This is a genomic window from Pseudoclavibacter endophyticus, from assembly GCF_008831085.1.
GTDB classification, from domain to species: Bacteria; Actinomycetota; Actinomycetes; order Actinomycetales; family Microbacteriaceae; genus Pseudoclavibacter; species Pseudoclavibacter endophyticus.
The window spans coordinates 161,693-180,570 of sequence record NZ_WBJY01000004.1; the positions used below are offsets into that span (position 1 = coordinate 161,693).

The following is an 18,878-nucleotide window of genomic DNA, read 5'->3' on the forward strand; positions in this document are numbered from 1 at the left end:
AGCCTCAGGGCGCCGACTCGAGGCGGCCCGACGCCATGCGGAGCGTGCGGTGGCTGATCTGCGCGGTGACGAGCGGGTCGTGCGAGATGAACAGCAGCGCGAGCCCGCGCTCGCGCTGCAGCCCTTCCAGCAGGTCGAGCACGCCGTCGGTCGAGGCCGGATCGAGCGCCGAGACGGCCTCGTCGCACACGAGGACGCGCGGCTCGGCGGCGAGGGCGCGCGCGATGGCGACCCGCTGGCGCTGCCCGCCCGAGAGGTGCAGCGGACGGCGAGTCGCGAGGTCGCGGGAGAGCGCCACCTCGTCGAGCGCCGCCTCGATGCCGTCGCGGTGTGTGCGGGGCGAGCGCGAGGCGCCCCGCGAGAGCGCGTCGGCGAGGATCGCGCCGACCGTGCGACGAGGGTCAAAGCTCGAGAGCGCGTCTTGTGGCACGTGACCGACCGCGCCGCGCATGGGGCGCCGTTCGGCCTCGGTCGCCGGCGACCAGCTGCGGCCGTCGAGCTCGATCGTGCCCGAGTCGGGGCGCTCGAGACCGAGGATCAGGCGCCCGAGCGTCGATTTGCCAGAACCGGATGCTCCGACGAGGCCGACCGTCTCACCCGCGCGAAGATTGAGCCGGGCGTCGTCGACGGCCTGGATGCGACGGCCTCCGGGGACGGTGAACGCCTTCGAGACGCCGTGCACACCGAGCACGACCGGCCGGGGTGACGTTGCTGCGGCGCGAGGCTGCGTAGGCCGAGGAGCCGGCACTGCCTGTGCTCCCCGAGGCGCCGACGCCGAAGGCGGCAGGACGGGCGCCGCGCCCGCCTCCCGCAGCCCGCCGTCGCTGAGCTCGCGCACCTCGTCGGCCACGCGCCCCACCGCGTCGAGATCGTGGCTCACCAGCAGCACCGCGACGCCGCCGCGCGCAAGCTCGCGCAGCAGCTCGAGCACGCCGTCGCGGGTGTCCCGATCGAGTGATGCGGTCGGCTCGTCGGCGATGACGATGTCGGGATGCTGCGCGATGGCCGTCGCGATGAGCGCCCGTTGCCGCTGGCCGCCCGAGAGCTCGTCGGCGCGCCGGCCGAGATAGGCGGCGGGGTCGTCGAGCCCGGCGCGCTCGAGCAGCGCGGCGGCGCGGGCGCGCCGCTCGCGTTTCGGAACTCCGGGCAATCTGCCCATGGCCTCGTCGAGTTCGCGGCCCACCGTGCGAAGCGGGTCGAGGGCGACGAGCGCGTCCTGCAGCACCAGCCCCGCGAGCCGCCCGCGCACTCGGCGCCAGTCGCGGTCCCGACCGGAACGCAGGTCGATGGCGCGCCGCGCCTCCCTCCCCTCGGCGCCCCGCTCAAGCATCTCGAAGCGGTCCGCCCGCACGCGCGCGCCGGCGCCCGCGAGTCCGACGAGCGCGCGAGCGGTCACCGACTTTCCCGCCCCCGACGGACCGACGATGGCGAGTACCCGCCCCGGCACGAGGTCGAGGTCGACACCCCGCACGATCGTGCGACCGTTGAAGTCGATCTCGAGCCCGCGCACCGAGAGCGCGGGGCGAGCGGCGTGGTCGCCGGCCGCGAGCATCCGGTCATTGCCACGGGTGGTCGCCGAGGCATCGGGCGTCTCCGCGCTCACGCCGTGCCCGCCTGCCGGGTGCGCCGCTGCAGTGCCCGACCGAGCAGCGTGGCGGCGACCGCGGCGACGACGATCGCGGTCCCGGGGAACACCGTGAGCCACCATGATCCGGTCAGGAGGTAGGTGCGCCCCGCCGAGAGCAGTGCGCCCCACTCGGGGGAGGGCGGGGGCTCGCCGAGGCCGAGGAAGGCGAGGGCCGATGCCCATACGATCGCCTGCCCGAGGCCGAGTGTCGCCAGGGCGAACAGCGGCGCGAGCGTGTTCGGCAGGATGGTGTGCACGAGCCGGTGCCGGCGCGAGCGCCCGAGCACGACATCGGCCTCGACGTAGGCCGAGGCGCGCACGCCGAGCATCGCGCCGCGGACCACACGGGCGTACCCCGGCGCGGTCGACAGGCCGACCGCGATCGTGGAGGTGACGACGCCCGGCCCCCAGAGGGCGATGACGAGGAGCGCCAGCAGAATCCCGGGGAACGCGAAGCCCACCTCGAGCACGCGGCCGACGCCCCAGTCCAGCCAGCGGGGCCCGAGCGCCGCTGCGGCCCCGAACACGATGCCGATGCCGAGACCGATGGCGGTGGCCGCGACGCCGATCACGAGCGATGCGCGCGTGCCGTGCACGATGCGGGTGAGCAGGTCGCGCCCCGACTCGTCGGTGCCGAGCGGGTGCCGAGGCCCCGGCGGCCGCATCGCTTCAGCGGGATCGATCGCGAGCGGGTCGCCGGGCGCGAGCAACGACGGCACGAGTGCGGCGAGCACGATGCCAAACAGCACGGCGGCACTGATCCAGAGCGACGCGTCGGGGCGTCGTCGCCGGACCGCGACCTCGGGCTGCGCGGTCACGGTGCGCCCGCCGGGGTGATGGGCGCGTGGGCATCGGCGGGGCCGCGGACGCTACCAGGGCCGGGCGTTCCGGGCCCGGCCGCGCCGCCCGGCGCAGGCTCGACCGCACCGGCGCCGCCCGCGATGCGCGGGTCGAGCAGGCGCTCGGCGAGCTCAGTCGCGAGTGTGACGAGCACGTACACGATCGCGACGACGATGAGGGCCCCGCATACGAGCGGTACGTCGCGGATCATGACCGCGTCGAGCAGTGTGCGCCCGAGGCCAGGCCGGGCGAAGATCGTCTCGACCACGACGGCGCCCGACACGAGCGACCCGAAGGCCCACCCCGTGGTCGCCACCGCCGGCACGGCCGCGTGCCGCAGCACGTGCCGGAAGTAGACCTGTGTGTCGCCGAGCCCGCGCGCCCGCGCCGCGACGACGAACGGCTGCTCGAGCGTGTCGAGCATCCGCTCGCGCATGACCTGGCCGAGAAACCCGGCAACGGGAATCGCGAGCGTGACGGCCGGCAGAATCAAGCCGCCGGCGCCAGGACGGCTCACCGCCACCGGCAGCCCGAGCGATACGGCGAAGACCGCGATCAGCACCGTCGCGATCCAGAAGTGCGGCAGCACCGTGCCGACGGCCTCGAGGAATGATGCGATCGCCCACGCCACCCGGCCGCCGCGCATCGACCACCACGAGAACGCGACCGCGAGCGTCCACGCCAGCACGAGCGCGACCAGCGCGAGCCCGAGCGTGGGCGGCAGCTGCTCGCCGACGATCGCGGTGACGGGGCGGCGCAGGTCGTACGAGTCGCCGAGGTCGAACACCGCGACGCGGCCGAGGTAACGCACGTACTGCAGCCACAACGGCTGATCGAGCCCATGGTCGGCGCGGGCCTGCTCGACCGCCTCCGGTGTCGCGTTCGACCCCGGACCGCCGAGGATCGCGAGCACGGGATCGCCCGGCACGGCGCGCACCGCGAGGAACGTGACCGTCACGACGGCCCAGATCACGGCGACGGCACCGAACAGGCGCAGCGCGAGAGCGCGAAGGCGCCCACCGAGCGCACTCACGGCCGACCCCATGACCATCTGAGTGCATCGAACGCGCGACGCGCCGTCGATGCTCCGCGCGGCGGCACCAGCCGCACTCGGTTCGCCACGCACCGGGACGTGCGAGGCCTCCGTGTGCGGGGCGGTACCGGGACCATCCCGCCCCTAGCGCCCGATCGTGACGTCGAGGAAGGTGGGCGTTCCGAGCTGCGGTTGGAGCCTGAAGCCCTGCACGTCGGTCGAGTACGCCAGCTGCACCATTTGATCGTAGAGCGGGATCACCATGCCGGTTTCGGCGATCGCCTGCTGCGCCTGCCCGTAGAGCGGCCCGCGCACGGCGTCGTCGCTCGCCTGGCTGGCCTCGTCGAGGAGCGCGTCGAGCGCGGGGTCGCTGAGACCCGTGTTGTTGGCGTGGTAGCCGCTCGGGGCGGGTGGGATGCCCATCGAGTGATACACGGTGCGGAGCACGTCGGGCGACGACTTCGAGTAGGGCGCGATGATGGCGTCGAACTCCCACGAGCCGCTGCGCTCGTACCAGGTCGCGAGGTCGAGCAGCTCGAGTCGCACGTCGAAGCCCACCTCGGCGGCCGTGGCCGCGATCTGCTCGAGGAGCGACACCTCCGCGGGGATCGACTGGTTCGTCGACACGGGGAAGGCGACCGTGAGCCGCTCGCCGTCGCGGGTGCGGATGCCGTCGGCGCCGCGCGCCGTCCAGCCCGCCTCATCGAGGAGGGCGTTCGCCCGGTCCGGGTCGTACACGAAGCGATCGGGGAACGACGCGGCGAACGGCAGCGAGCTCGACAGGAGCGAGGTCGATCGGTCGAGCGTGCCCGCGAAGAGCGAATCGATGGCCGGGTCGAGGTTCATCGAGAGGGCGAAGGCCTCGCGAACGGTGGCGTCCTCGAAGGGCGCGCGTGTCGTGTTGAGCTCGATGCGTGCCGTAACGCCCGGGCGGGCGAACGTCGCGGTCGAGAACGCGTCATCGTCTCCGAAGGCGGCGAGGGCATCCGGCTGCACCGAGTCGATCACGTCGACCTGCCCGGACTGCAGGGCAGCGAGCCTCGAGGCCGCGTCGGGGATGAACCTCCACTCGATGCGCTCCAAGTGGGCGGGGCCCTGGTTGCTGGCGTCAGCAGGCGGCGACGCGTAGTCGTCGTTCCGTACGAGCGTGATGCTGTCCTGCGGCTGCCACGACTCGACGATGAAGGGCCCGGTGCCGATGGGCGCCTGGCAGTTCTCGTCGATGCCGCGCTCGAAGCCGGCCGGCGACATCATGCCGGTCCAGGTCTGGGCGAGCGATTCGATGAGCGCGCCGTCGGGCTCCGAGAGCTCGAAACGGGCCGTGTGCTCGTCGACGGCGACGACGCGCTCGACCTTGCCCAGCGCGAGTACGCCGGTTGACGACGCGGTCGCCGGGTCTTTGAGGTGCTCGACGTTCGCCCGCACGGCCTCGGCGTCGAAGGGCGTGCCGTCGGTGAAGGTCACGCCCTCGCGCAGCGCGATGTCCCAGCTGAGTCCGTCGTCGGCCTCGGACGCACCCGTTGCGAGCCACGGAATGATCTCGCCACCGTCGTTGCGCGAGAACAGCGACTCGACGAATTGGTTGCCGACGAGCGCCTGCGGCCAGTTTCCGCCCACGTGAGGGTCGAGGCACGAGGGCTCGGCGTCGCCCGTCGCATACACGAGGGTGGTGCGCTCGGTCTCGCCCGGGGAGCACGCTGCGAGCGCGGCCACGATGGCGACGGCCGCGGCCGATGCGGCCATGATGCGGGCCGTTCTCACTCGGCCGCGGAGACGGGGGGACGGGTGGGGGAGTGAGGCGAGTCGGAGTTCGGGCACCAGAGCATCCTAGACTTTTGGATCGGGTCCAACAAACGCCATCGCCCCCGCCTCGACCATTCTGGGAGCGGTCGTCGCCCGCGGGCGACGAGCGGCTTCCACGTACCGTAGGGGGACGCCGCGAGAACGCGGCGCGGGACGAGCAGTCGGAGGCGACGTGGCAGAAGCCGACGCGGCCGGGCGCGAGCCGCAGCCGGTCAGGGGACGCCCGACGGCGACGACCCGAGAGACGATCGAAGAGGCCGCCTGCGAGCTGTTCCTCGAGCGAGGCTACGAGGCGACGAGCGTGACCGACATCGCGAGGCGCGCGGGCGTCAGCCGATCGAGCTTCTTCAACTACTTCACCGGCAAGACCGACGTGCTATGGGGGCCCGTGTTCCGCGCGCTCGACGGGGCCGACGCCGCATTCGAAGCCGCCGCGGCCGAGCACCGCGAGCCCGGAGACGTCGTGCGCGCGGCGATCCTCGCCCTCGCGCGCCAGGTCGACGCGTCGAGCATCCCCGTCGCGGCCTCGCAGGCCGAGCTCATGGGCACGGGGCGCGCCCTCCTCGAGACCGGCGCGGTGCTCGTGCTCGAGCGCGCCGGGGTGCTGCGCGAACGGCTCGCCCGGCTCGACCCGGGCGGCGACCGGCTCGCCCACGCCGCTTACGCGTCGGCGGTGACCGGGGGCGTCGCGGCGGCCTGCATCGAATGGATGCGCGCGGGAACCGATCGAGGCGAGCTCGCGCCCTATATCGAGCGCGCGCTCGCGGGCCTTCCGCAGCTGCCGGCAGTCCCTCGGTGAGGCCGGGCCGTCGCGGCGCCTACTCGCCGCCCCCGCAATAGTCGCTGAGCGCGCTGAGGTCGGACTGCAGCTCACCGAGCTTGGTCATGCCCTGGGCGCCAGCCTCGATGAGGGTGATCTCGCCCGCCTGCGCCTGCTCAAGAATCGTCAGCGCCTCGGTACCGCGCGCCGTGACGTTCTCGAGGTGCTGCTTCAACTCGCCGTCCTGGACGCGCTCCGAGAGCGTCGTCACCTCATCGATCGACGTCTGCACGTCAGTGATCGCGCCGGGGAGGTCGCCCGGAATCTTGTCGGGAAGCGCGTTCAGCCGGGCCTGCGTGGCCGCGATCGCGGCCTCCACATCGGCGCACTCGCTCGCCGCGGTGGTCGCGCCGTCCGTGGCGGCTACTCCGTCGCTCGTCTCGCCGGGCTCCGTGTCCGCGCCCGGCCCCGTCGGCCCGCAGGCCGCGAGCGAGAGGGCGACCGCCGCGGCGAGCAGTGGCGCGCCCAGGCGTCGGAGCCGGCCGCGTCCGGAACGGATGGGGCGAGCGGATGCTGCGGGCAGGGCGGCGGTCGGGATGAGGTCGGTCATGTCGAGCCTTTCGCAGGGATCCGGCCGTTGGCGGGACGCCACGGGTGACGCTCCGAGGCCCGGCCCAACGTACTCGCTCCGCGCTGCGGACGCGCAGGTGGGGACGAAAGGCGGGGGATAACCCCCGAGCGATCTGGGGCTGGCACGGGAGACGGCCGCCTCGTCCGCCAATAGCGTTAGTGGCATGAACCTCGGACTCGGCAGATCACTTGCCACCATCGCGAATCTCGCCGCCTACGGCCTCCTGGGTGGTTTCGTCCTCGGCACGCTCGGCGTGCTCGCCGGCCTCTCCATCGGCCTCGCCTTCGTGCTCGTCGGCTTTCTCTTCGCGGCGCTGCTCGCCCTCGTCCTTCGAGGTATCTGGTACATCGAGTCGTGGCGCGTCGCGACACTCTTCGACACCGACATCCGACACGCACCATTCAAGCGGTCGAACCGAACCGATGGATGGCAGCCGCTGCACACGCTCGTGCTGCAGTTCGCCGACGGCAACAATTGGCTCGCGCTGCTCCACGGCTTCATCACCACGCTGCTCGGGTGGATCACGCTCGCGCTGCTATCGGTGATCGGCTGGGGTATCGGCGCGATCACGTGGCCGTTCGCGGATTGGACGCCGCCGGGGGCTTCTCCCGACGACTTCCGGCCCGGTTCCTACTTCGGCCTGCCCGTCGACTCGCCGTGGTACATCCTCTTCGGGGTCCTGGCCATCGTGATCGCCGTCGCCACCCTGTACGCCCTCTCGGTCGCCCACCGCGCCATCTCGTTGCCCATCTTCGCTCCGAACCGCGAGCAAGAGCTGCGGCGCGAAGCCCACGACGCGCACCTGCGCCGCAGCGAGGCCATCCGCGCCGCCTCCGTTGAGCGCAGCCGCATCGAGCGCGACCTGCACGACGGCGTCCAGCCCCGCCTCGTGTCGGTCGGAATGACCCTCGGCATGGCGAAGCAGAAGGTGCCGACCGAACCGGACCGGGCCGTCGCGCTCATCGACGAGGCCCACACGTCGACGAAGGCGGCGATCACCGAGCTGCGCCAGCTCGCGCGTGGCTTCCATCCCGCCATCCTCGAAGATCGCGGCCTCGACGCCGCCCTGAGCGCGCTCGCCTCGCAGTCGCACCTCCCCGTCTCCCTCGACGTCCGGATCGGCCGGCGCTGCGCCCCGCAGGTCGAGGCGGCCATGTACTTCGCCATCGCCGAGTCGATCACCAATGCCAACAAGCACGCCCGTGCCACCGAGGTGCGCGTCACCGCGGTTGAGCGGCCGGGCGGCAAGCTCTGGGCCCGCATCGAGGACGATGGTGTCGGCGGTGCTAATCCGCTGCCCGGCGGCGGGATCGACGGTGTCGCCAATCGAGTCCGCGCAGCCGGCGGCACGTTCACGCTCACGAGCCCGGCCGGCGGCCCGACCACCGTGGAGGTGAGCCTGCCGTGCGAGTAATCATCTGCGAAGACGCGGTCCTGCTGCGCGAGGGAATGATCCGGCTGCTGCAGGATGCCGGGCACGAGGTGGTCGCCGCGCTCGCCGACGCGACGGGGCTGGAAGACGCCGTGACGGAGGCGGAACCCGAGCTCGTGCTGCTCGATGTCCGCCTTCCCCCGACGTTCACCGACGAGGGCATCCGCGAGGCGATCCGGCTGCGCGCCTCGCATCCCGCCATTCGCATCCTCGTGCTGAGCCAGTACGTCGAGGAGCGCTACGCCGCCGAGCTCATCGCCGACCGTCGCGGCGGGCTCGGGTACCTGCTGAAAGACCGGGTCACCGACATCGAGGAGTTCCTCGAGTCGGTCGAGACGGTCGCGGGCGGCGGCACCGTCCTCGACCCGGAAGTCGTGGCGCAGCTGCTGCACCGCCGCAGCCGCGACTCGAGGCTCGACCGCCTCACGCCCCGCGAAAGCCAGGTCCTCGGCCTCATGGCCGAGGGCAAGTCGAACCAATCGATCGCGAAGGCGCTGTTCGTGACGGAGGGCAGCGTCGAGAAGCACATCTCGCAGCTGTTTCAGAAGCTGGATCTCGGCGCTGACACCGACGGCAACCGCCGAGTGCTGGCCGTGCTGACGTACCTCGCCAACGCCAACCAGGGCAGCTCCGGCGGCGGGCCCGCCCACTACTCGTCGAACACCTACTCGTCGAACACCGGCGTGCCCAGAAGGGGAGCTTGACATGAACACCAACGACAGCAACGAACCGCAGGGCCACGAGTTCCGCTCCGATCAGGTACCCGGCGACGCGACGATGCCGGAAGCGGTCGATGCCGGGCGGGCATCGGGAGCGTGGACCGCGGAGGGCTCGGCCACGGGCGAGGGGTTCGCGGCACCCGAGCCGGTTGCCCCGACGATGCCTGCCGAACGCATCGCCCCGTCGGGCGACGCGCCCGGTGCCCCGTCGGACGACGCGCCCGGTGCCCCCTTCGGCGGAGCGCCCGGTGGCGCGCCCGGCGACGACAGCCGGGGAATGAGCCCGCCACCAGGCGCAGGAGCCGGGAGGGGGGACGACGGTGGCAGCGGCGCGGGACGTGGCAACGCGTCCGGGCCGTTCCGCCGCCAGGGTGCCTGGGTCGCCGTCGTGCTCACGATCGTCGGCGGGCTCGTGGCGTTGTCCACCCTCGGCACCAGCATCTGGGACAGCGCGATCGCGATGCCCTCGCAGTCGCGCGGCGACGGATATGTCGGCGGCTGGGGAGGGCCCGGGCCGTGGCAGGAGGACGTGCCGACGTTCGACTGGAGCGACAGCATCGCCGTCGACGACGTTGAGTCGATCGTCGTCGACGGCCGGTCGAGCGAGCTGACGATCCGGTACGGCGGCGTCGACGCGGCCACCCTCGACATCTCGACCACGGCGGGCTCGATGCCCGACTGGCGGTTCGAGGTCGAGGACGGCGTGCTCACGGTGCGCGAGTCGGACACAACCGGGGGCGCCCGTCCGTTCGGATGGTCGAGCACGAGCGCGACCCTCACGCTGCCGGATGCGCTTCAGGAGTCGGCGCCCGCGCTCGCCGCCACCATGCAGTCGGGTGCGCTCAGCATCGTGGGCGACTACGGCACGGTGGAGCTCGCGGCGCGCAGTGGCGCGCTCTCCTTCGAGGGCGCCGCCTCGAGCATCCACTGCGACCTGCAGTCGGGCGCCGGCGATCTGACGGTGTACGACGCCGACGAGGTCGCCCTGTCGGTCGGCTCCGGCGTACTCGGCGTGAACGTCCACGGAAACCAGCCGGCCTCCACGGTGCTCGACGTGCGGTCCGGATACGGCGAGCTCACGTTGCCAACCGGCGCCTACAACCTCACCGGCACGGCCTCGAGCGGCGCGCGCGACGTCGATGTCGAGACCTCGTCGACGGCCGACGCGACGCTCGAGGTCAATGTGAGCAGCGGCATCGCCGCCGTCTCGCAGCACGGGGGATAGGCACGCCCCCGTCCATCCGAGTGACGATTGCCCGGCTGAGCCGACATGGCGACCCAGCTGGGCAATCGTCACGCTCCGCACGGTTGGGCGGGGCGTCAGGCGGGTGATGCCCCCGCCGCCCCCGGCACGCGCAGCACGGCCGCGAGGCGCTCGTGCAGCGGTGAGACGCGGAACGGCTCGCCATCGATGCTGACGACCGGCGCCGCGATGCGCCCGCTCGAGAGCAGCCACGCCCCTCGGGCCGCGAGCAGCTCCTGGCGCGTCACTTCGCGCGTGCGGAGCGCGAGGCCCGCTGCTGGTCCTTCGCGGCGGAGGTGCGCGACCGTGATCGAGTCGAGAATGCCCGCGAGCGGCGGGGTCACGAGCTCGCCGTCGAGGTCGACGACCACCCCCGACGTCGGCCCTTCCAGGATGTTCCCGCTCGGCGAGACGAAGATCGCGTCATCGGCCCCGTTGGCGGCGGCGTAGCGACCCGCTGCCATGTTGACGCCGTAGCTCAGCGTCTTCGCGCCGGGCAGGAGCCACGGCAGGGGCGCGATCTCGTCGCCCTCGAAACCACGGTCCAGCAAAAGCACCCGCACCCCGGCGCTGCGCTGGCGCACGACCGCGGGGGAGAGTGGAAAGGCCAGTGCCCAGCCGCCCGGCCCGCCGGCGTCGGGCGGGTCGAGCTCGGACCCGGGTCCGCGCCCCACATCGCGACCGCGCGTCTGGACGATGCGCACGAGCGCCTCCTGCGCATCGGCCCACGGCCACGCGCCGAGCACCGCGGCGATGGCGCGGCGATAGCCCGCCGCATCGGGAACGGGGAGCGAGAGCAGCTTCGCCGACGCGGCGAGCCGCTCGAGGTGGGGCTCGAGGTCGCGCGGCTCGCCGTCGATGGCGAGCAGCGTCTCGAAGACCCCGTCGCCCCGCACGACGCCGAGATCGTCGGCGTGAACGATCGGCGTCGCCGGGTCGATCAGCGAGCCGTCGAGGAGGGCGAGCAGCCGGGATGACGTGACCATGCCGCAAGGGTAGGCCGCGTTCCTGCCAGCGCGGCGCCGGTGTGCGGCGAGGGCGCCGCGACAGGGGTACGATGTCGCGCACGGGCGATGATCCGCGATCAACGGGGAGCCTCCGGAAGAACGGCGCACCGCGCCAAGTAGACCCGGACGGGGCAGGCCCGTCACAGCCGGCGAACGAGCGGTCGCGCGCACGGGCAGTGCGCACGGCAATCGGGGTGGTACCGCGTGAGCGGCCCGGAAGCGGGCGGCGAGCGTCCCCGGAAGAGAACTCCCTCTCCCTGAGACCCGTCCCGATCCACCGACCGATTGCGAACGCCATGACCTACCCCCGCGCCACGGGCCCCGCCGACGAGCGCGCCGCCATCGACCGCGCGTCATCGTTCGGCCCGGCCGCCAGCGTGCCGGCCTCGCCCTCGTTTCCCGAACTCGAGCGCGAGGTGCTCGAGTACTGGCGGCACGACGGCACGTTCCAAGCATCCATCGACCAGCGCGACGGCGCCGACGAGTGGGTCTTCTACGACGGCCCTCCGTTCGCGAACGGCCTGCCCCACTACGGCCATCTCCTGACGGGCTACGCGAAGGACGTGTTCCCCCGGTTCTTCACCATGCGGGGAAAGCAGGTGCAGCGCGAGTTCGGGTGGGACACGCACGGCCTGCCCGCCGAGCTCGAGGCCATGCGGCAGCTCGGGATCCAGTCGAAGGACGAGATCGAGCGCATGGGCATCGGCGCCTTCAATGCGGCGGCGCGCGACTCGGTGCTGCGGTACATGGACGAGTGGCAGGATTACGTCACGCGCCAGGCGCGCTGGGTCGACTTCGAGAACGGCTACAAGACCCTCGACCTGACCTACATGGAGTCGGTGATCTGGGCCTTCAAGCGGCTCTACGACGAGGGCCTCGCCTATGAGGGCTTCCGCGTGCTGCCCTACTGCTGGCGCGACGAGACGCCCCTGTCGAATCACGAGCTGCGCATGGACGACGACGTCTACCAGCCGCGACAGGATCAGACCGTCACCGTCACGTTCCCGCTCGAGGGCGAGCGCGCCGTCGAGCTCGGCCTCGAGGGCGTGCACGCCCTCGCATGGACGACGACGCCGTGGACGCTGCCGACGAACGCCGCGCTCGCCGTCGGCCCCGCGATCGAGTACGCCGTCGTGCCGGCGGGCCCGAACGGCGCCGGCGACGGCGCCGATTCCGGCACTCGCGCGTATCTGCTCGCGACCGAGCGTGTCGGCGCACACGCGAGGGAACTCGGCTACGACGACGCCGAGACCGCGCTCGCGGCCGTCGATCGGCGCATCGCGGGTGCCGAGCTCGAGGACGTGCGGTACGCGCCGCTGTGGGACTTCTTCGCCGGTGACGAGTACGGGATGCTCGGGGTCGCGTGGCGCATTCTCGTCGCCGACTACGTCACCACGGCCGACGGCACCGGAATCGTGCATCAGGCTCCGGCCTACGGCGAGGACGACAAGGCGATCTGCGACGCGGCCGGCATCCCGACCGTGCTCTCGGTGAATGACGGCGGCGTCTTCCTCGACGCGGTCGCCCCCGTCGCCGGCCTGCAGGTGTTCGACGCCAACAAGCCGCTCACTCGGCTGCTCAAGACCGACGGGCGCCTCTTCAAGCAAGCAAGCTACGAGCACAGCTACCCGCACTGCTGGCGGTGCCGAAACCCGCTCATCTACAAGGCCGTCTCGAGCTGGTTCGTGCGCGTCACCGACATCAAGGATGACCTGATCCGCCACAACGAGGCGATCGAGTGGGTGCCCGAGAACGTCAAGCACGGCCAGTTCGGCAAGTGGCTCGAGGGTGCGCGCGACTGGTCGGTGAGCCGCAACCGCTACTGGGGCAGCCCGATTCCGGTGTGGAAGAGCGACGATCCGAACCACCCGCGCATCGACGTCTACGGCTCGCTCGACGAGCTGGAGCGCGACTTCGGCGTGCGGCCGAGTGATCTGCACCGGCCCGCGATCGACGAGCTCACGCGCCCGAACCCGGACGACCCGACGGGGCGCTCGACCATGCGCCGCATCGAGGACGTCTTCGACGTCTGGTTCGACTCGGGCTCGATGCCCTACGCGCAGCGGCACTACCCGTTCGAGAACGGCGAGTGGTTCGATGCGCACTCGCCGGCCGACTTCATCGTCGAGTACATCGGGCAGACGCGCGGCTGGTTCTACGTGATGCACGTGCTGTCGGTCGCGCTCTTCGATCGTCCTGCGTTCTCCCGGGTGGTCTCGCACGGCATCGTGCTCGGGAGCGACGGTCGCAAGATGTCGAAGAGCCTGCGCAACTATCCGGACGTGCACGAGGTGTTCGAACGCGACGGGTCCGACGCGATGCGCTGGTTCCTCATGTCGAGCCCCGTGCTGCGCGGCGGCAATCTCGTCGTGACGGAGGAGGGGATCCGCGAGGGCCTGCGGCAGTTCCTGCTGCCGCTGTGGTCGACGTACTACTTCTTCACGACGTACGCGAACGTCGCCCACGCCGGCTCGGAGCCGTACGTGGCGCGGTGGCGCACCGACTCCGCCGATCCGCTCGATCGATACATCCTCGCGAAGACGGGCCGGCTGGTCGACGAGGTCGCGGCCGACCTCGAGTCGCTCGACTCGACCACGGCGACGCAGCGCCTGCGCGACTTCGCCGATGTGCTGACGAACTGGTACGTGCGCCGGTCGCGCGATCGCTTTTGGGGCGGTGTCGAGCCTGCGGGGGCGGATGGTCCCGGTGCGGATGATCCGGGCGCCACCGAATCGGCGTCGGTCGTCTCGAGCGGCACGGCCGCGTTCGACACGCTCTTCACGGTGCTCGAGACGCTCACTCGTGCGGCGGCGCCGCTCGCCCCGCTCGTGACCGAGTCGGTGTGGCGCGGGCTGACGGGCGGCCGGTCCGTCCACCTCGAGGACTGGCCCGACGCGTCGGCATTCCCGGCCGCCGACGACCTCGAGTCGGCGATGGACGGCGTGCGCAGCGTTTCCAGCGCCGCCCTCGCCCTTCGCAAGCAGGCACAGCTGCGCGTTCGGCTGCCGCTTGCGTCGATGACGGTCGTGACACCCGATGTCGAGGGGCTCCGTCCCTTCGCCGACATCCTTCGCGATGAGCTCAACGTGAAGGCCGTCGTCTTCGAACCGCTTTCGGACGCAGTGGTCGCGTCGTACGGCATCGAGCACGTGCTGCAGGTCAATGCGCGCGCGGCCGGCCCTCGGCTCGGCAAGCGGGTGCAGCAGGCGATCAAGGCCTCGAAGACGGGCGACTGGAGCGAGGCCGACGGCGTCGTGACCGCAGGCGGGATTCCGCTCGAGCCCGGGGAGTACGAGGTGAAGCTCATGACCGGCGACGCGGCGGACGACCGCGCGCTCACGCTGCTGGGCGATGGCAGCATCCTCGCCCTCGATACCCGGGTCACGCCGGAGCTCGCCGCCGAGGGCACCGCGCGCGACGTGATCCGCGCCGTGCAGGAGGCGAGGAAAGAGGCCGGTCTCGACGTGTCCGACCGCATTCGCCTCGCGCTGCGCACCGACGATGCGTCGCTCGCGGCGATTACCGCGCACTCGCGCCTGATCGGCGACGAAACGCTTGCGGTAGCGCTCGACATCGCGGGCGGGCTCGAGCCCGAGAACGATGCGGCCGAGCATTCGTTCGGGGCACTGGATGTAGAACTCGAGGTGGCGACGTGAGAGATGAACGTGGGCTCGACGGCGGGGACGGCGCAGCCGGCCACGGCGACGGCGGGGACGATGATGCGCAGCGGGATTTCGACGCCGAACAGGCCGACGCGCTGCTCGCGGCGTTCCGGCGCGAGCTCGGCGATCCTGAGTCGCTGGGGCTGCCCGATCCCGACCTCGGCCTGACCGACGAGTTCGGCGGCGAGCTCGTCGACGCGTTCGGCGATGAGGCCGGCCGGCAGCCCGAGGACCTCAACGAGGAGACCGAGGCCAAGCCCGAGCCGCTGAGCGAGCGCGAGTCGGCAGAGCGGACCGTGCGCGAGCGGACCGACTGGCGAGACGAGGCCGACCGGGTGATGGACGAGCTGATGGAGCGCGTCGGCGAGGCCCAGCCCGAGCCGCGGCTCGGCCCGACGCGGCGGGCCGCGGAGCTGCTCGGCGACGTGCATCGCAGCGCGCCGGTCGTGCACCTCACGGGCACGAACGGCAAGACGTCGACGGCCCGCATCACGGCCGCGCTCCTCGGGGCGCACGGGCTTCGCGTCGGCCTGATGACGAGCCCGCACCTGGAACGGCTGAACGAGCGCATCGAGATCGAGGGCGAGCCCATCAGCGACGAACGCCTCGCCGTGAACTGGGGCGACATCCAGCCGGTCCTGACGATCGTGGATGCCGAGCTCGAGGCGGCGGGCGAAGTGCGGTTGACGTTCTTCGAGGCGCTCACGGTGCTCGCGTTCGCCTGCTTCACCGACGCCCCCGTCGATGTCGTGGTGCTCGAAGTCGGCATGGGCGGCGAGTGGGACTCGACGAACGTCGCCGACGGAGACGTGGCCGTGTTCACGCCGATCGCGCTCGACCATGCGAGTCGGCTCGGCTCGACCATCGCCGAGATCGCACGCACGAAGGCGGGCATCATCAAACCGGCCGCGCGCGTCGTCACAGCGATACAGGCGCCGGAGGCGCTCGCCGAGATCGCCGCCGCCTGCGCCCTGCGCGACGCGACGCTCGCGGTCGAGGGGTCCGAGTTCGAGCTCGTCTCCGACACCCCGGAAGGGCCGGCGGCGCGCGACATCGTGGTTCGGGCACGATCCGGCACCTACGAGGGCGTGCTGCCGCTGCGCGGCGCGTACCAGGCGCACAACGCGTCGCTCGCGATCGCCGCCGTCGAGGCGTTCTTCGGTGGGGAGCAGCAGTTGCGCGCCGAGGTGGTCCAGCAGGGGCTTGCGGCGGTCACCTCGCCCGGGCGGCTGCAGCGCATCGGCCACAGGCCGGCCGTGTTCATCGACGCGGCCCACAACCCGCACGGCGCCCTCGCGCTCGCCGAAGCCGCCCCGCACGCCATGGGGCGGCGCATCATCGTGGTGCTCGGGGTCCTGGACGACAAGGACTATCCCGGCGTGATTCGCGCGCTCGCACCCATCGCCGCCGGATTCATCGCGACCCGGTCGGAATCGCCGCGGGCAGTCGATGCCGAGGTGCTCGCCGAACGCATCGCCGAGCTCACAGGGCACGAGCCGGACGCGTTCGATCGCCTCGAGGAGGCGCTGGAGCACGCGCGCGATCTCGTGTCGGGGGATGAGGGCGGCGCCGTGCTCGTGACCGGATCGGTCACGATGCTGGGCGACGCGATACGGCTCGCCCGCGAGGAGGGCTGGGGAGCGACCGGCACCGACCTCGCCTGACGCGAACCGCGCGACGACGACCCGGTACCCTGGTGGGCGGCGAGACGAGGCCGGCGACGGCAGCAGAGGACGGTGAAATGCCAGTGGCAGTCGCGCGAGACGACCGCACGAGCGACGACGACCGAGCTGACGACGCCGCGCGTGCACCTCGCCCCCGCCGCCGCAGGTCAATGCGCGAGAACCTCGGGAGCATCCTGATCGCCTTCGAGCTCTTCGCGATCTTCTGCAGCACGCTCACGTTCTTCGGTCTTCGCATCCTCCCCGCCCCTCTCGCCCTGGGTGGGGGAGCGGCCGTGTGCGTCGTGCTCATCGCCCTCGTGTTCGCGTTCCGCTACGAGTGGGGCTTCGTCGCCGGCTGGGTCGCTCACATCGCCCTCGTCCTCACCGGCTTCCTGCACCCCGGAATGTTCGTCGTCGCGGGAATCTTCCTCGCCACGTGGGCCTTCATCATGATCAAGGGCGGCGAGATCGACCGCGCCCGAGCCCCCATCATCGCCGAGTACGAGCGCGCTCTCGCCGCGGGCGAGATCAACCCAGACGGCACGCCACGCGATCGAACCGCCTAATCGCCCAACGAAGGGAAGCGCATGACCTCCACGCCCATCGAAGAGACCCTCGTGCTGATCAAGCCCGATGGCGTTGAGCGTCAACTGACGGGTGAAGTCCTCGCCCGCATCGAGCGCAAGGGGTACGAACTCGTCGATCTGCGCATGCTCACACCGAGCCGCGAGCTGCTCACACGTCACTACCTCGAGCATGAGGGCAAGCCCTTCTTCGAGGGGCTGCTCGCGTTCATGTCGTCGGGGCCGGTCGTCGCGGCGCGGGTGCGGGGCATCCGCGTCATCGAGGGCTTCCGCTCGCTCACCGGGCCCACCGACCCGACAACGGCGCCGCCCGGCACGATCCGCGGCGACCTCGGTCGGGCATGGGAGACGCCGACGATCCTGAACATCGTGCACGGCTCCGATTCGCCCGAGTCGGCGGCCCGCGAACTCGCGATCTGGTTCGCCGCGTAACGCCGACCGGCACCTTTCTCACTGCCGCGCGCGCGAGCAAGCACGCGCCAGCCAGAGTTCACGTCGCGTACACCTTACGGCTCGGCTGCGGTTGGTCGCGCCCGCTTCGATGTTCGTGACGCCGGTACCCCTGCCGGTCGATCCCGCATTCGACCAGAAGGTCGGCCGGGCAGTGAAGGGCGAGGTGCCGGAATGACCGACGTCAATGAGAAGGTCGCGGGGCGCGACACCACCGAGCCCGAGGCCCGGGCCGCGACGATCACGAGTCCCCTCTCGTTCATCCCGCTGACCGGCCGAGCCGCGAACATCCGCGACTGGATCGGTGTCGCTGTCGGCGTGTGGCTGCTGATCACCGCCGTGAAGATGATCAGCTCCGGCTTCAAGACCGCGACGGGCGACCAGGCCGGCGAACTGTTCGCCTTCGCCGACAACCCGCTCGTCGCCCTCCTCATCGGCCTGCTCGCGACCGCCCTGACGCAGTCATCGTCGACGACGACCTCGGTGACGGTCGGCCTCGTCGCCGGCGGCATGCCGATGGAGATCGCGATCCCCATGCTCATGGGCGCCAACCTCGGCACGACCATGACGAACACGCTCGTGAGCCTCGGCATGGCCGGCGAGAAGGCGACGTTCCGCCGCGCATTCGCTGCCGCGACGGTGCACGACTTCTTCAACGTGCTCGCCGTGGCGATCATGCTGCCGCTCGAGATGATGTTCGGCATCCTGCAGACGAGCGCCGGCTGGCTCGCCGGGATCACGTCGGGCGACGGCGGCGTCGTCGCCGTCGTCTTCGGCGCTCTCGGTACGGTCGTCAGCTTCATTACCGAGCCGCTCTACGAGGTGGTCAGGTGGGTGCTCGAACTCTTCAGCATGCCGAGCGTCGCGGAGGGCATCATTCTCATCGCCCTCGGCATCGGACTCATCCTTTTCGTGATCAACAAGATCGGCCAGCTGCTCAAGGGGCTCATGGTCGGCAAAGCCAAGCAGGTCCTCCACACCGCGATCGGCCGTGGCCCGATCACGGGCATCTTCTCGGGCATGGTCATGACCGTCATGGTGCAGTCGTCGTCGACCACGACGAGCCTCGCCGTGCCCCTCGCCGGATCCGGCGCATTCACCCTGCGCCAAATTTACCCGTTCACGGTCGGCTCGAACGTCGGCACCACCATCACGGCGCTCATCTCGGCCTTCGCGTTCACGGGGGTCGAGGCCACCCTCGCCATGCAGGCGTCGTACGTGCACTTGCTGTTCAACGTCTTCGCGGCCATCATCATCTTCGGCCTGCCGTTCCTCCGCGTCGTCCCGCCGTGGTGCGCCGAGCTGCTCGCCAAATACTCGGCCGAGCGGAAGTGGATCGCGCTCGTGTGGACCTTCGGAGTCTTCCTGGTGCTGCCGCTCATCATCATCGCCCTCACCAGCTGGGTCTTCTGACCCGCCCCCA

At 71.4% G+C, this 18,878-nt stretch carries 15 protein-coding genes; 9 read left to right on the plus strand and 6 right to left on the minus strand.

The genetic code is table 11. The features are described from left to right. Positions 1 to 4: 4 nt before the first annotated feature. The 4 genes from F8O04_RS13685 to F8O04_RS13700 all read right to left on the minus strand — a co-directional run bounded on the left by F8O04_RS13685 (position 5) and on the right by F8O04_RS13700 (position 5,318). Positions 5 to 1,603: an ABC transporter ATP-binding protein gene (locus tag F8O04_RS13685; protein ID WP_188726499.1), complete on the minus strand. Its 1,599-nt coding sequence runs from the start codon at positions 1,601 to 1,603 to the stop codon at positions 5 to 7. Next, a complete protein-coding gene (locus tag F8O04_RS13690) occupies positions 1,600 to 2,445 on the minus strand; it encodes an ABC transporter permease (protein ID WP_158029953.1) in 846 nt (281 codons plus the stop codon). The genes F8O04_RS13685 and F8O04_RS13690 overlap by 4 nt, the downstream gene beginning before the upstream one ends. Beyond that, positions 2,442 to 3,500: an ABC transporter permease gene (locus F8O04_RS13695; RefSeq protein ID WP_225735085.1), complete on the minus strand. Its 1,059-nt coding sequence runs from the start codon at positions 3,498 to 3,500 to the stop codon at positions 2,442 to 2,444. Before F8O04_RS13695 ends, F8O04_RS13690 begins: the two co-directional genes overlap by 4 nt. Before the next feature lie 144 nt (positions 3,501 to 3,644). Then, positions 3,645 to 5,318, minus strand: coding sequence for an ABC transporter substrate-binding protein (locus F8O04_RS13700; RefSeq protein WP_225735086.1), 1,674 nt, complete (start codon positions 5,316 to 5,318; stop codon positions 3,645 to 3,647). Between the two features lie 157 nt (positions 5,319 to 5,475). On the opposite strand from F8O04_RS13700, the gene F8O04_RS15135 reads away from it, so the two are divergent. Beyond that, positions 5,476 to 6,102, plus strand: a complete 627-nt coding sequence (locus F8O04_RS15135) for a TetR/AcrR family transcriptional regulator (RefSeq protein WP_225735087.1) — start codon at positions 5,476 to 5,478, stop codon at positions 6,100 to 6,102. A gap of 19 nt (positions 6,103 to 6,121) precedes the next feature. On the opposite strand, the gene F8O04_RS13710 is transcribed toward F8O04_RS15135, so the two are convergent. Next, a complete protein-coding gene (locus F8O04_RS13710) occupies positions 6,122 to 6,673 on the minus strand; it encodes a hypothetical protein (RefSeq protein ID WP_158029955.1) in 552 nt (183 codons plus the stop codon). Positions 6,674 to 6,857: 184 nt separating this feature from the next. Here F8O04_RS13710 and F8O04_RS13715 point away from each other — a divergent pair, with 184 nt between their 5' ends. From F8O04_RS13715 to F8O04_RS13725, 3 genes are read left to right on the plus strand one after another with little or no spacing between them, the layout of a single operon-like run. Further along, positions 6,858 to 8,108, plus strand: a complete 1,251-nt coding sequence (locus tag F8O04_RS13715) for a sensor histidine kinase (RefSeq protein ID WP_158029956.1) — start codon at positions 6,858 to 6,860, stop codon at positions 8,106 to 8,108. Further along, positions 8,099 to 8,830, plus strand: coding sequence for a LuxR C-terminal-related transcriptional regulator (locus tag F8O04_RS13720; protein ID WP_158029957.1), 732 nt, complete (start codon positions 8,099 to 8,101; stop codon positions 8,828 to 8,830). The genes F8O04_RS13715 and F8O04_RS13720 overlap by 10 nt, the downstream gene beginning before the upstream one ends. A gap of 1 nt (position 8,831) precedes the next feature. Next, a complete protein-coding gene (locus F8O04_RS13725; RefSeq protein WP_158029958.1) occupies positions 8,832 to 10,070 on the plus strand; it encodes a DUF4097 family beta strand repeat-containing protein in 1,239 nt (412 codons plus the stop codon). 95 nt (positions 10,071 to 10,165) lie between these two features. Here F8O04_RS13725 and F8O04_RS13730 read toward each other — a convergent pair whose 3' ends face one another. Then, the gene (locus F8O04_RS13730) at positions 10,166 to 11,074 is read right to left on the minus strand and encodes an aminotransferase class IV (protein WP_188726498.1); all 909 of its coding nucleotides are present in this window, start codon (positions 11,072 to 11,074) and stop codon (positions 10,166 to 10,168) included. Positions 11,075 to 11,391: 317 nt separating this feature from the next. On the opposite strand from F8O04_RS13730, the gene ileS reads away from it, so the two are divergent. From ileS to F8O04_RS13755, 5 genes are all read left to right on the plus strand, one after another. Continuing rightward, positions 11,392 to 14,751 carry an isoleucine--tRNA ligase gene (gene ileS, locus F8O04_RS13735; protein WP_158029960.1) on the plus strand — a complete coding sequence of 1,120 codons (3,360 nt, stop codon included), beginning with the start codon at positions 11,392 to 11,394 and terminating at the stop codon, positions 14,749 to 14,751. Continuing rightward, a complete protein-coding gene (locus tag F8O04_RS13740; protein ID WP_308420217.1) occupies positions 14,748 to 16,421 on the plus strand; it encodes a bifunctional folylpolyglutamate synthase/dihydrofolate synthase in 1,674 nt (557 codons plus the stop codon). The genes ileS and F8O04_RS13740 overlap by 4 nt, the downstream gene beginning before the upstream one ends. Before the next feature lie 77 nt (positions 16,422 to 16,498). After that, a complete protein-coding gene (locus F8O04_RS13745; protein ID WP_158029961.1) occupies positions 16,499 to 16,987 on the plus strand; it encodes a DUF4233 domain-containing protein in 489 nt (162 codons plus the stop codon). Between the two features lie 21 nt (positions 16,988 to 17,008). Next, entirely contained in the window at positions 17,009 to 17,437 is a 429-nt protein-coding gene (gene ndk, locus F8O04_RS13750; RefSeq protein WP_158029962.1) for a nucleoside-diphosphate kinase, read from the plus strand. Positions 17,438 to 17,629: 192 nt separating this feature from the next. Continuing rightward, complete coding sequence (locus F8O04_RS13755) at positions 17,630 to 18,868, plus strand: Na/Pi symporter (protein ID WP_158029963.1); 1,239 nt, start codon at positions 17,630 to 17,632, stop codon at positions 18,866 to 18,868. Positions 18,869 to 18,878 lie beyond the last annotated feature (10 nt).

Coding starts and splice junctions, on each gene's coding strand:
- F8O04_RS13710 (WP_158029955.1), bottom strand. CDS start 6,673: ATGACCGACCTCATCCCGACCGCCGCCCTGCCCGCAGCATCCGCTCGC.
- F8O04_RS13715 (WP_158029956.1), top strand. CDS start 6,858: ATGAACCTCGGACTCGGCAGATCACTTGCCACCATCGCGAATCTCGCC.
- F8O04_RS13725 (WP_158029958.1), top strand. CDS start 8,832: ATGAACACCAACGACAGCAACGAACCGCAGGGCCACGAGTTCCGCTCC.
- F8O04_RS13730 (WP_188726498.1), bottom strand. CDS start 11,074: ATGGTCACGTCATCCCGGCTGCTCGCCCTCCTCGACGGCTCGCTGATC.
- ileS (WP_158029960.1), top strand. CDS start 11,392: ATGACCTACCCCCGCGCCACGGGCCCCGCCGACGAGCGCGCCGCCATC.
- F8O04_RS13745 (WP_158029961.1), top strand. CDS start 16,499: ATGCCAGTGGCAGTCGCGCGAGACGACCGCACGAGCGACGACGACCGA.
- ndk (WP_158029962.1), top strand. CDS start 17,009: ATGACCTCCACGCCCATCGAAGAGACCCTCGTGCTGATCAAGCCCGAT.
- F8O04_RS13755 (WP_158029963.1), top strand. CDS start 17,630: ATGACCGACGTCAATGAGAAGGTCGCGGGGCGCGACACCACCGAGCCC.